Origin of the sequence: Kitasatospora sp. NPDC058032 (assembly GCF_042885845.1) — a bacterium.
Lineage (GTDB): Bacteria > Actinomycetota > Actinomycetes > Streptomycetales > Streptomycetaceae > Kitasatospora.
Map to the genome: position 1 here is coordinate 1 of NZ_JBHVRK010000010.1, position 11,836 is coordinate 11,836.

Here is an 11,836-nt window from a genome sequence, read left to right on the forward strand (position 1 = left end):
CGGCTGCATGATGGGCCCTCGGCGGAGACGAGCCCGACGGCCGGCCCGGGCCCGGCCGGGGTCCGGCCCGGCGGGGCACTCGGCGCGGCCGGCTCACGGCCGGGCCCGGACGGGACGGCCGGGGGCGCGGACGCCCCGGAGCCCGGGTCGGCGGGTGCGGGCGGCGCGACGGCGCCGGGGTCGGCGCCGGACGGCGCGCCGGGTCCGGGTGCGGGGACCGCCGGCCCCGGCAGCAGCTCGACCAGTCCCCGGTCCGGGGCGGCCGGCAGGGCCACCGACGGCCCGCCGAGCTCCTCGGGAGCGGGCAGCAACTGGGACAGCAGGGCGCCGGTCGTCACCCCGACCAGCAATGCCAGGGGGAAGGCCCCCGTTCTCGGTCCGCGCACGATACCGGCCCCCTCCCCTCGCCCCCTGGAAAGACACCTTAAGCGTGACTCTCGGGAAGGTTAAGAGGGAACCGGCACCGTCCTCGGCGCCGTCCCGGCTCAGCCGGCCGGGCGCAGCTCCACCAGCGGCACCACACGGGTGGTTCGGGCGCGGAATTCCGCGAACAGCGGCTCCACCGCGATCTGCCGGGCCCAGACGGCCTCGTGCTCGGCCGCGTCGAGCGGAACGGCCCGCGCGGCGAAGGTGTCCCCGCCGAGCTCGACGGTGACCTCGGGGATGGCGGCGAGGTTGCGGTACCAGGCCGGGTCGGCCGGCGCGCCGCCGTTCAGCGCGAAGACGATCACCCGCCCGTCGTCCTTCAGGTACACCAGCGGGGTGGTGCGGGACTCGCCGCTGCGCCGGCCGCGGGTGGTGAGCAGCAGCAGGGTCTTGCCGGCGAAGTCGCCGCCGACCACGCCCTCGGCCGCCCGGAACTCGGTGATCACCTTGCGGTTGTAGTCGTTCCCGCCGTCGGCGGGCTGGGGGTGGGCGGCGGTCATCGGTGACCCTCCTCGGCTGGTCCGGTTCGTCGGGACGAGCCTAGGAGCTGACACCGGTGTGAGATTCAAGTCGATGTGGCCGGAGTCACACCGGAAGGCCGCGGTCGCGCCGGGAAGTCGCGGTCGCGCCGGGAAAGGCCGAGGGGCCGGTCCTCCCGCACACGGCGGGAGGACCGGCCCCTCGGTGGTGCTACCGGTTCCGGCTACCGGCTCAGGCGTCGCCGCCCGCGGCGCCCGGGTCGGCCGCCGCCACGTCGAGCAGCTGGTAGCGGTCGATCGCGTCCTTCAGCACGCTGCGCTCGAGCTTGCCCTGCTTGGCCAGCTCGGTGAGCACGGCCAGCACGACGGACTGCGCGTCGATGTGGAAGAAGCGACGGGCCGCACCCCGGGTGTCGGCGAAGCCGAAGCCGTCGGCACCCAGCGACTGCCACTGGCCCGGCACCCAGCGGGAGATCTGGTCCGGCACCGCGCGCATCCAGTCGGACACCGCGACGAACGGACCCTCGGCGCCCTGGAGCTTGGCGGTCACGTACGGGACGCGCTGCTGCTCCTCGGGGTGCAGCAGGTTGAACTCCTCGGCCTCCACCGCCTCGCGGCGCAGCTCGTTCCAGGAGGTCGCGGACCAGACGTCGGCCTTGACGTTCCACTCCTCGGCCAGGATCCGCTGGGCCTCCAGGGCCCACGGCACGGCCACGCCGGAGGCGAGGATCTGCGCCGGGATCTGGCCGGCGGTGCCGGCGGCGTACTTGTGCAGACCCTTGAGGATGCCCTCGACGTCCACGTTCTCGGGCTCGGCCGGCATCTTGATCGGCTCGTTGTAGACGGTGAGGTAGTAGAACACGTCCTCGCCGGTCGGGTGCTCCTCGCTGGAGCCGTACATCCGGCGCAGACCGTCCTGGACGATGTGCGCGATCTCGAAGCCGTACGCGGGGTCGTACGCGACGACGCCCGGGTTGGTCGAGGCCAGCAGGTGCGAGTGGCCGTCGGCGTGCTGCAGGCCCTCACCGGTCAGCGTGGTGCGGCCGGCGGTGGCACCGAGCACGAAGCCGCGGGCCAGCTGGTCGGCCATCTGCCAGAACTGGTCGCCGGTGCGCTGGAACCCGAACATCGAGTAGAAGACGTAGACCGGGATCAGCGGCTCGCCGTGGGTGGCGTAGGCCGAGCCGGCGGCGATCAGCGAGGCGGTGCAGCCGGCCTCGGAGATGCCGTCGTGCAGCATCTGACCGGTGGGCGACTCCTTGTACGCCAGCAGCAGCTCGCGGTCGACCGACTCGTAGGTCTGGCCGAGCGGGTTGTAGATCTTCGCCGACGGGAACAGCGAGTCCATGCCGAAGGTGCGGTACTCGTCGGGCGCGATCGGCACGAAGCGGTTGCCGATCCCCTTGTCCCGCATGAGGTCCTTGAGCAGCCGGACGAACGCCATGGTGGTGGCGATGGTCTGGTTGCCGGAGCCCTTCTTGACCGCCTTGTACGCGTCGTCGGCCGGCAGCTCCAGCTTGCGCGGGCGCACCTTGCGGGTCGGCACGTAGCCGCCCAGCTCCTCGCGGCGGTCGTGCATGTACTGGATCTCTTCCGAGTCGCGGCCCGGGTGGTAGTAGGGCGGGTAGCCCTCCTCGAGCTGCTTGTCGGTGATCGGCAGGTGCAGCCGGTCGCGGAAGCGCTTCAGGTCCTCGACCGTCAGCTTCTTCATCTGGTGGGTGGCGTTGCGGCCCTCGAAGTTGGGGCCCAGCGTCCAGCCCTTGACGGTCTGCGCCAGGATGACGGTCGGCTGGCCCTTGTGCTCGCGGGCCGCCTTGAACGCCGCGTAGATCTTGCGGTGGTCGTGGCCGCCGCGGCCCAGGTGCTGGATCTGCTGGTCGGTCATCGACTCGACCATCTTGCGCAGCCGCAGGTCGCCGCCGAAGAAGTTGTCGCGGATGTACGCGCCGGACTCGGTGGCGTAGGTCTGGAACTGGCCGTCCACCGTGGTGTTCAGCTTGTTCACCAGGACGCCGTCGCGGTCCTGCGCGAGCAGCGGGTCCCAGCTGCGGTCCCAGACCAGCTTGATGACGTTCCAGCCGGCGCCGCGGAACTGCGACTCCAGCTCCTGGATGATCTTGCCGTTGCCGCGGACCGGGCCGTCGAGGCGCTGCAGGTTGCAGTTGACCACGAAGGTCAGGTTGTCCAGGCCCTCGCGGGCGGCCAGCGACAGCTGGCCGAGCGACTCGGGCTCGTCCATCTCGCCGTCGCCGAGGAAGGCGTAGACGTGCGAGGCGGAGGTGTCCTTGATGCCGCGGTGCTCCAGGTAGCGGTTCATCCGGGCCTGGTAGATCGCGCCGAGCGGGCCGAGGCCCATCGAGACGGTCGGGAACTCCCAGAAGTCCGGCATCAGCCGCGGGTGCGGGTAGCTGGAGAGGCCGTACGGGGCCTTCGACTTCTCCTGGCGGAAGGCGTCGAGCTGCTGCTCGCTGAGCCGGTCCAGCAGGAAGGCGCGGGCGTAGATGCCGGGGGAGGCGTGGCCCTGGAAGAAGATCTGGTCGCCGGACTCGCCCTCGGCGTCCTTGCCGCGGAAGAAGTAGTTGAAGCCGACGTCGTAGAGCGACGCGGAGGAGGCGAAGGTGGCGATGTGGCCACCCACGCCGATGCCCGGGCGCTGCGCCCGGGAGACCATCACCGCGGCGTTCCAGCGGGTCGCGTTCAGGATCTTGCGCTCGATCTCCTCGTTGCCGGGGAAGAACGGCTCGTCCTTGGTGGCGATGGTGTTGACGTAGTCCGTGCTGCGCATCTCGGGCACGGCGACACGCTTCTCGCGGGCGCGCTCGATCAGCCGCAGCATCAGGTAGCGGGCACGCTCACGCCCCCGCTCGTCGATGGCCGCATCGAGCGACTCCAGCCATTCCGCGGTCTCCTCGGGATCGAAGTCCGGGACCTGACTCGGAAGGCCGCCAATGATGATCGGGTTGCGATCGGATCCGGAAGCCACGCTGTTCCTTCACTGTCGGTCGAAACTGAGGTGTGTCGCGCCGCCTCCATCGTGCTACCGCGCTCGGAGATCCGTCATCTCTACCGATCGGTAACCGCTCTCCCTGACAGAAGGAGCGGTCTGGTGATGTGCGGTTCGGACAGCGTTGTCCGGGCCGCGCACCCCCGGGTGTTACGAACAGAGGTGGTCCGACCTGGTTTCCCGCCCGTCCGATGGCGGACGGCCGGGGTGAGGGCCAACAGGAGACTCTACGCCCGCGCACGCGCGGACCCGAATGCCGTTCGCATCTCGGGCGTGCGTACGGCCTGTGGACCAGGACCTCCCGAAGCATCCTTGTCCTGTGCAGAGAAGGGCAAATCGGTGTGATTCCCGACACGTCGCCCGGCGTGTCCCGGCGCGACACGTCAACCTTTGGAGGGGATCGGGGGTCGGGTACTTGCGCGAACCGCCGCGCCCGTGTGGACTACGGCCACAGCCTCGGCATGGACGCCGGGCCGAATACTGGAGGTTATTCCCGTGAGCGCGACCGCGGACCCCGCGGACAAGTCCAACCCGGCAGCTCGTCTCGGCTTCGAAGAAGGCCAGATCATCCAGGAGCTGGGGTACGACGAAGACACTGACCAGGACCTCCGCGAGGGCATCGAGGAGATCACCGGGACGGATCTCGTCGACGAGGACTACGACGACGTCGCCGACGCCGTCCTGCTGTGGCACCGCGACGACGACGGGGACCTCACCGACGCCCTCGTCGACGCCCTGGAATACCTGGCGGAGGGCGGCCTGATCTGGCTGCTGACGCCCAAGACGGGCCGCGACGGCCACATCGAGGCCTCGGACATCGCCGACGCGGCGAAGACCTCCGGTCTCTCCCAGACCAGCTCGATCGCGATCGCCAAGGACTGGGCCGCGACCCGCCTGGCGACCAAGTCGACCGCCAAGCAGAGCAAGCGCTGAGCGCCGCCTGACGGGCCTCACCGGGCCCCGCCGGAGCATCCTCCGGCGGGGCCCGGTCGTTTTCCGGCGGGCGCCCCGCCGTCCGGGCGCCGGGGGCGGGGCGCCCGGACGGCCGAACCGTTCGCCCAGGGCGAAAGCGGTGGCCCCGGACGGCGCAGCGCTCACCCGTCCGGACCAGCCGCCACCGGTGGATGCGAGGATGGCGCTCGTCGCGCCACCCGCGCGGCCCAGTCGCGTCGAGTGGGAAAGGTCCCCGCATGGCCATCGAGATCGGCACCGAGGCTCCGGACTTCGAGCTCAGGAACCAGCACGGCGAGTCGGTCCGGCTCTCCGACTTCCGGGGCGAGAAGAACGTCGTCGTGGTCTTCTACCCGTTCGCGTTCACCGGTGTCTGCACCGGCGAGGTCTGCGCGATCCAGAAGGAGCTGCCGCGACTGCAGAACGACGAGGTCCAGGTGCTCGGCGTGTCCAACGACGCGCCCTTCAGCCAGCGGGTCTTCGCCGACCAGGAGGGCCTGGAGTTCCCGCTGCTCTCCGACTTCTGGCCGCACGGCGAGGTCTCCCGCGCCTACGGCGTCTTCGACGAGGAGAAGGGCTGCGCGGTGCGCGGCACCTTCGTCATCGACAAGGCCGGCGTGGTCCGCTGGAGCGTCGTGAACGGCCTGCCGGACGCCCGGGACGAGCAGGAGTACCTGACGGCGCTCGGCGCCCTCTGAGCCACCGCCGCGGGCTTCGCCCCGCCCGCTTCGGGCCGGTTCCCCGGCGCGGACGGGAACCCCGCACTACGATCGGCTCGTTGGCTGGTCAGAGGCTCGGACGGTGCGCCGTCGGAGCCTCGGACCGCACCACGGGGGCACCGAGCAGTGCCTCCCGAATCTTGGAGGACAAGTGGGTGTCAGCCTGAGCAAGGGCGGCAATGTCTCGCTCACCAAGGAGGCCCCGGGCCTGACCGCCGTAGTGGTCGGCCTCGGCTGGGACGTCCGCACCACCACGGGCACGGATTTCGACCTGGACGCCAGTGCCCTGCTCTGCAACGACCAGGGCAAGGTCGGCGCGGACGGCAACTTCGTCTTCTTCAACAACCTCAAGAGCCCCGACGGCTCGGTCGAGCACACCGGTGACAACCTCACCGGTGAGGGCGAGGGCGACGACGAGGCGATCAAGGTCAACCTGGCGACCGTGCCGGCCGACGTGCAGAAGATCGTCTTCCCGGTGTCCATCTACGACGCCGAGAACCGGTCGCAGAACTTCGGCCAGGTCCGCAACGCGTTCATCCGCGTGGTGAACCAGCTCGACAACAAGGAGCTGGCCCGGTACGACCTCACCGAGGACGCCTCCACCGAGACGGCGATGGTCTTCGGCGAGCTGTACCGCAGCGGCGCCGAGTGGAAGTTCCGCGCGATCGGCCAGGGCTACGCCTCCGGCCTGCGCGGCATCGCCCAGGACTTCGGCGTCAACGTCTAGTCGGGCGGGGCCGGTGACGGCCCGTAGCAGCAGTACGAACGGCCGGGGCGGCCGCGGACGCGAGGGCGTCGGCGACCGCCCCGGCCGTTCCGTCGTTCCCGGACCACTGGAAGGATGGGAGTTCAGGAAAGTTCAGCCGGCCGGAAGGGGCCGGCCGGGGCCGCGGGGGAATAGACCTGAGATGCGCCCCGGGAGGCATGGGAGGAAGGACAAGCCATGAGTGTCACGCTCGCCAAGGGCGGCAACGTCTCGCTGACGAAGGCCGCGCCGAACCTGACGCAGGTGCAGATCGGTCTCGGCTGGGACGCCCGGTCGACGACCGGCGCGCCCTTCGACCTCGACGCGAGTGCGCTGCTCTGCTCGAACAACCGGGTCCTGGGTGACGAGTACTTCGTCTTCTACAACAACCTCAAGAGCCCCGAGGGCTCGGTCGAGCACACCGGTGACAACCTCACCGGTGACGGCGACGGCGACGACGAAGTGGTCCTGGTGAACCTGGACCTCGTGCCGGCGCAGGTCGACAAGGTCGTCTTCCCGGTGTCCATCTACGACGCCGAGAACCGGGCGCAGAACTTCGGCCAGGTCCGCAACGCGTACATCCGGGTGGTGAACTCGGTGGACGGCCAGGAGATCGCCCGCTACGACCTCACCGAGGACGCGTCCAGCGAGACCGCGATGATCTTCGGCGAGCTGTACCGGTACGCGGGCGAGTGGAAGTTCCGCGCGGTGGGCCAGGGCTACGCGTCCGGTCTGCGGGGCATTGCTCTCGATTTCGGCGTAAACGTACAGTAAAGGCCGCGATCGTCATGATCGTCGCGCCCTGAATCCGAAAGGTAACCAAGTCCCGTGTTCCTCCGCACATTCGGCTGGTCATTCGCGATCACCGTTCTCGGACTGATCGCCGCAGGCCTGCTCTGGGGGGCGGAGGGATTCGGCATCGTGCTGATCCTCTCCATCCTGGAGATCTCCCTCTCGTTCGACAACGCGGTGGTCAACGCCACGGTGTTGAAGCGGATGAACCAGTACTGGCAGAAGATCTTCCTCACCGTCGGTGTGTTGATCGCCGTGTTCGGCATGCGGCTGATCTTCCCGCTGCTGGTCGTCGGCCTCACCGCGCACCTCAACCCGGCGACGGTCATCGACCTCGCGCTGAACAGCGACAAGACCTACAACGGCTCCACGTACGGCCAGTACCTGGAGGCCGCCAACCCGGCCATCGCGGCCTTCGGCGGCATCTTCCTGCTGATGATCTTCCTCGACTTCATCTTCGAGGAGAAGGACTACAACTGGCTGGCCTGGATCGAGCGCCCGCTGGAGAAGGTCGGCAAGCTGGAGGCCTTCTCGACGGTCGTCGCCCTGGTCACCCTGCTGCTGGCGTCCAACTTCTTCGCGGGTGAGCACGCCGAAACGGTCCTGCTCGCCGGTGTGCTCGGCCTCGTCACCTACCTCGCGGTCAACGGGCTCTCCTCGATCTTCGAGTCGGGCCTGGAGGAGGAGGCCGAGAAGGAGGAGGCGGCGGAGAAGTCCGGCAAGTCGATCGTCCAGGTCGGCGGCAAGGCCGCGTTCTTCCTCTTCCTCTACCTGGAGGTCCTGGACGCGTCGTTCTCCTTCGACGGCGTGGTCGGCGCGTTCGCGATCTCCAGCGACATCTTCCAGATCACCCTGGGCCTGGGCATCGGCGCGATGTACATCCGCTCGCTGACCGTGTTCCTGGTCCGCAAGGGCACCCTGGACGACTACGTCTACCTGGAGCACGGCGCGCACTACGCGATCGGCGCGCTCTCGGTGATCCTGCTGGTCGGCATCGAGTACCACATCCCGGAGATCGTCACCGGCCTGATCGGCGTCGCCTTCATCGGCCTCGCCCTCGGCTCCTCGATCCTGCGCAACCGCCGCGAGGGCACCGGCGGGGGCGACGGCGACGGTGAACGGGAGCTGGTGGGCAGCGCCCAGTAGCCCCGCAGGACGTCACAGCACAACGCCGAACGGCCGTTCCCTCCGAGTGGGGAACGGCCGTTCGGCGTCGAGCGGGGGCGGGTGCTCAGCCGAGCTGCTGCTCGATGGCGCGCAGCTTGCGCTCCAGCGAGTCCAGCTTGGGCATCGACAGGGTGTCGTCGTCCGGCGTCAGGTCGATGGTCGAGCTGCCGCGGTAGGACGACGAGGAGGCCGAGGAGGCCGAGGAGGAAGCCGGGGCGGTGGTGCTGCCGGCCGTGCCGCGCGGGCGGCGGGCGGTCTCCAGGGAGCCCGGCGCGGAGGCGGTGGTGGTGAGAGCGTCTGCCTCGGCGGCTAGGGCAGGCTCCGTAGCGCTCGGGCCGTCTCCGGCGGAGGCGAGGGCGGGCACCTGGCGGCCACTGCGGTTGCGCGACAGCATGCCGCCGGACTGCCGGGAGATGGCCTTCAGCTCGGCACGCTCGCGGCGGTCGGCGCTGCGGGCCCGGACCTTGGCGTCCAGCTTGGCCTGGCGCTCCTCGCGCACCTCCTCGACCGCCTCGTCCAGGCTGCGGACGTTCTCCAGCAGCATCAGCGACCAGGCGGCGTAGGTCTCGCGGGGCGCGCGCAGCCAGCGGACGATGCGGATCTGCGGCAGCGGGCGCGGCACCAGGCCCTGCTCGCGCAGCGCGGCCTTGCGGGTCTGCTTCAGCGCGCGGTCGAAGAGGATCGCGGCCGAGATCGACATGCCGGAGAAGAACTCCGGGGCGCCGTCGTGGGACATGCCGCGCGGGGCGTGCACCCAGTTGAACCAGGCCGAGGCGATGGCGAACACCCAGACCAGCAGGCGCGAGCCGAGCGCCGCGTCACCGTGGCTGGCCTCGCGGACGGCGAGCACCGAGCAGAACATCGCGGCGCCGTCCAGACCGAACGGGACGAGGTACTCCCAGCCGTTCGACAGGCCGAGGTTCTCCTTGCCGAAGCCGACCAGGCCGTGGAAGGAGAGCGCGGCCGCGACGCCGGCGCAGCAGAACAGCAGCACGTAGGAGGAGATCCCGTAGATCATCTCCTTGCGCCGGCGCCGCTCCTCGCTGCGCTCCCAGGAGTCGCCGGAATCCTGCTTCCGGTTGTTGTTCTTGAAGCGCAGCGTCGCCACCAGGATGGCGGTGAACAGCAGGGCTGCGCCGCCGATGACGGTCCAGACCAGCTGTATGGAGGTCAGGTTCATTGCGGGTCGGGCCTCGGGTTTCCGCAGGGGACAGGTCACAGTGCGACACGGTGGTCAGGTTCCGTCCCCGGGACCGGGCCTGACGAAGCGTCGTGATCGAACGGGTGGCCCGGCGCGCCCGGGACAGGGGGCGGGCGGGACACCTGTGCGGCTAGACGATATCGCGTCCGAAGTGGCGGCATGGTACGGGAGGTGGCCTTCGCCCCGCCAACCGACCCGCCGGTGTCCCGCCGGTGTCCGCGGAGCGGCGGTGGGTAGGGGAGTTCGGGTACCCGGCGGGCGGGTTGATGCCCGATCATGGAGCGGCGGACCGTCAGATCGACTGGCGGGGCTGGGGGAGGACGGCATGGCCTCGATTTGGGAGTACCTGCGCGGGGAACGGAACAGCCTCGACACGGGCGGCCAGTTCAAGGTCACCCTGACCAAGTCGTCCCCGCAGCACGCGATCACCGGGGCGGCGGCGACCACCGGCTACCTCTACGTCAACCTGCACTGGACCACCAGGGCCGGGGCCCCGCGGGCGTCCGCCCGGGACGCCGTGCGACGGTTCTTCAGCCCCCGGATCCTCAGCCCGATGGAGCCGGACTCCGCGCAGAACGCGCAGGTCAACGTGGACCTCGACCTGGCCTGCATGTACGAGCTGACGGACGGCAAGCGGGGGGTGGTGCAGCCGCTCGGCGGCTTCCTGGGGGACCTCCAGCACGCGCCGTACGTCAAGCTGAGCGGCGACGACCAGTACGGCGCGCCCTCCGGCGAGACGATGTACATCAACCTGGAGAAGAAGGACCAGTTCAAGCGGCTGCTGGTCTTCGTGTACATCTACGACGGCACGCCCGCCTTCGACCAGACCAACGCGGTGGTGACGATCGTGCCGCAGTCCGGGCCGCGGATCGAGGTCAAGCTGGAGGAGCGGGCCCCGGCGGCGCGGTCCTGCGCGGTGGTGCTGATCGAGAACACCGGGGACAACACGCTCACCGTGCGGCGCGAGGTGCGTTACGTCAACGGGTTCCAGGCGGACATCGACCGGCTGTACGGCTTCGGGATGCAGTGGCAGCGCGGGTACAAGCCCGAGTGAGCCCCCGGCCCGGGGACCGGGGCGCCCGGGCCGTCCGGGGTCGGGTCGACCGGGGGCGGGGGCTCAGCGCGGCTGGAACTGCGGGCCCTGCGGGGGCAGGGCGAACTCCTCGGCGGCGGGGGCCGGCTGCGGGGCCGGGGGAGCGGTGTTCGGCGGCGGGTAGCCGTAGCCGCCCTGCTGCGGCGCCTGCGGTGCCTGCTGCGTCTGTGGGGTCTGCTGGGGGTAGCCGTAGCCGGGGGCCGGTGCCGGGGCCTGCTGGGGGTAGGCGTAGCCGTCCGGGCGCGGGGCCTGCGGCGGGTAGCCGTATCCGGGGTGCCGGGAGGGGGGCGCGCTCGGGGCCGGCGGGACGTTCGGCGGCACCGTGGGCGGGTTGGGCGGCGGCGGGGGCGTGTTGGCCGGGACGCCGGCCGGGGCCGGGGCGGCCTGGGCGGCGGCGGGCTGCGGGACGGCCGGGGCCAGGGTGAAGGTGCCCGGCTCGGGGCGACCGGCCGGCCGGGGGTCGGGCAGCGCGGTCCGCGGGTCCGTCGGGGCGGGCTGGGCGGGCGCCGCCGCCTGGGTGCCCGCGTCGCCCTCGTCCTCGACGGTGATGCCGAAGTCGGTGGCCAGGCCGATCAGCCCCGAGGCGTACCCCTGGCCGACGGCCCGGAACTTCCAGACGCCCGCCCGGCGGTAGAGCTCGCCCGCGACCAGCGCGGTCACCTCGTCGCCGTCGGCCATCGCGAACTCGGCCAGGGCCGGTGCGCCCTCGCCGGCCGCGGCGTCGAACAGCTGCAGGCGCAGCCCGCCCACCGCGCGGAAGGAGCCGCCCTCGGAGGAGCCGGCCAGTACCACCCGGTCGACGTCGGCCGGCAGCTTGCCGAGCTCGGCCTCGACGGTGTCGGTGATCTCGCCGCCGTCGGCGGTCTGCTGCTTGGGCAGGTGGCGCACCAGTCCGGACGGGTGGCGCGGCTGGTTGTAGAAGACGAAGTCGGCATCCGAACGGACCCTGCCGCCCGGGCCGAGCAGCAGTGCGGAGGCGTCCACGTCCGGCGCACCGGGCGTGGCGCTCCAGCGCAGCACGGCGCGGACCGCCGCCACCGGCAGTGCGATGTTGGCGCCCTTGGCCATCACGTGCGTCATAGCCGACCATCCTGCCTGTTCGCCACCCCTTCGGACAACGTGACCGGGGGAGGCGCCGTGGTGGGACTTTGCCAACGCTTGCGGTTTGTGAAGTGGAGGGTAACCTTCCGAGAATTCGCCATTGCGGAACCGGCGTGTGCCCGGAGCCGTCCGTACGATGGGCGGGCGGGAGGCGCCGG

Annotated in this window: 10 protein-coding genes and 1 pseudogene; 6 read left to right on the forward strand and 5 right to left on the reverse strand. The window is 70.8% G+C overall.

The features are described from left to right. From ACFVUH_RS17755 to aceE, 3 genes and pseudogenes are all read right to left on the reverse strand, one after another. Positions 1 to 386 (reverse strand): annotated as a pseudogene (locus ACFVUH_RS17755) (hypothetical protein); the annotation flags it as partial. 99 nt (positions 387 to 485) lie between these two features. Beyond that, positions 486 to 926 (reverse strand): nitroreductase/quinone reductase family protein, encoded by a 441-nt coding sequence (locus tag ACFVUH_RS17760; RefSeq protein WP_387914194.1) that lies wholly within the window; start codon positions 924 to 926, stop codon positions 486 to 488. Positions 927 to 1,137: 211 nt separating this feature from the next. Further along, positions 1,138 to 3,888, reverse strand: coding sequence for a pyruvate dehydrogenase (acetyl-transferring), homodimeric type (gene aceE / locus ACFVUH_RS17765; protein WP_387914195.1), 2,751 nt, complete (start codon positions 3,886 to 3,888; stop codon positions 1,138 to 1,140). Between the two features lie 516 nt (positions 3,889 to 4,404). On the opposite strand from aceE, the gene ACFVUH_RS17770 reads away from it, so the two are divergent. The 5 genes from ACFVUH_RS17770 (at position 4,405) to ACFVUH_RS17790 (ending at position 8,262) form a co-directional block, all read left to right on the forward strand. Next, positions 4,405 to 4,842, forward strand: coding sequence for a DUF3052 domain-containing protein (locus ACFVUH_RS17770; RefSeq protein ID WP_355371007.1), 438 nt, complete (start codon positions 4,405 to 4,407; stop codon positions 4,840 to 4,842). Positions 4,843 to 5,099: 257 nt separating this feature from the next. Continuing rightward, on the forward strand, positions 5,100 to 5,558 hold the full coding sequence (locus tag ACFVUH_RS17775) for a peroxiredoxin (protein ID WP_355371004.1): 459 nt from the start codon (positions 5,100 to 5,102) through the stop codon (positions 5,556 to 5,558). 172 nt (positions 5,559 to 5,730) lie between these two features. Next, positions 5,731 to 6,306, forward strand: a complete 576-nt coding sequence (locus tag ACFVUH_RS17780; protein WP_355371002.1) for a TerD family protein — start codon at positions 5,731 to 5,733, stop codon at positions 6,304 to 6,306. A gap of 216 nt (positions 6,307 to 6,522) precedes the next feature. Next, complete coding sequence (locus ACFVUH_RS17785) at positions 6,523 to 7,098, forward strand: TerD family protein (RefSeq protein WP_355370999.1); 576 nt, start codon at positions 6,523 to 6,525, stop codon at positions 7,096 to 7,098. 54 nt (positions 7,099 to 7,152) lie between these two features. Beyond that, on the forward strand, positions 7,153 to 8,262 hold the full coding sequence (locus ACFVUH_RS17790) for a DUF475 domain-containing protein (RefSeq protein WP_355370996.1): 1,110 nt from the start codon (positions 7,153 to 7,155) through the stop codon (positions 8,260 to 8,262). 85 nt (positions 8,263 to 8,347) lie between these two features. On the opposite strand, the gene ACFVUH_RS17795 is transcribed toward ACFVUH_RS17790, so the two are convergent. Then, positions 8,348 to 9,463 (reverse strand): DUF2637 domain-containing protein, encoded by a 1,116-nt coding sequence (locus ACFVUH_RS17795; RefSeq protein WP_355370993.1) that lies wholly within the window; start codon positions 9,461 to 9,463, stop codon positions 8,348 to 8,350. A 346-nt stretch (positions 9,464 to 9,809) separates the two neighbouring features. On the opposite strand from ACFVUH_RS17795, the gene ACFVUH_RS17800 reads away from it, so the two are divergent. After that, positions 9,810 to 10,538, forward strand: coding sequence for a Tellurium resistance (locus tag ACFVUH_RS17800; RefSeq protein WP_355370992.1), 729 nt, complete (start codon positions 9,810 to 9,812; stop codon positions 10,536 to 10,538). A gap of 63 nt (positions 10,539 to 10,601) precedes the next feature. Here the strand turns inward: ACFVUH_RS17800 and ACFVUH_RS17805 are convergent, their stop codons facing one another. After that, positions 10,602 to 11,657, reverse strand: coding sequence for a TerD family protein (locus ACFVUH_RS17805; RefSeq protein WP_387914197.1), 1,056 nt, complete (start codon positions 11,655 to 11,657; stop codon positions 10,602 to 10,604). Between the last annotated feature and the right edge of the window lie 179 nt (positions 11,658 to 11,836).

Bases quoted from the DNA above. Each gene is read 5' to 3' on its own strand.
- ACFVUH_RS17760 (WP_387914194.1), bottom strand. From the start codon at position 926: ATGACCGCCGCCCACCCCCAGCCCGCCGACGGCGGGAACGACTACAAC.
- ACFVUH_RS17775 (WP_355371004.1), top strand. From the start codon at position 5,100: ATGGCCATCGAGATCGGCACCGAGGCTCCGGACTTCGAGCTCAGGAAC.
- ACFVUH_RS17800 (WP_355370992.1), top strand. From the start codon at position 9,810: ATGGCCTCGATTTGGGAGTACCTGCGCGGGGAACGGAACAGCCTCGAC.
- ACFVUH_RS17805 (WP_387914197.1), bottom strand. From the start codon at position 11,657: ATGACGCACGTGATGGCCAAGGGCGCCAACATCGCACTGCCGGTGGCG.
- ACFVUH_RS17785 (WP_355370999.1), top strand. From the start codon at position 6,523: ATGAGTGTCACGCTCGCCAAGGGCGGCAACGTCTCGCTGACGAAGGCC.
- ACFVUH_RS17795 (WP_355370993.1), bottom strand. From the start codon at position 9,463: ATGAACCTGACCTCCATACAGCTGGTCTGGACCGTCATCGGCGGCGCA.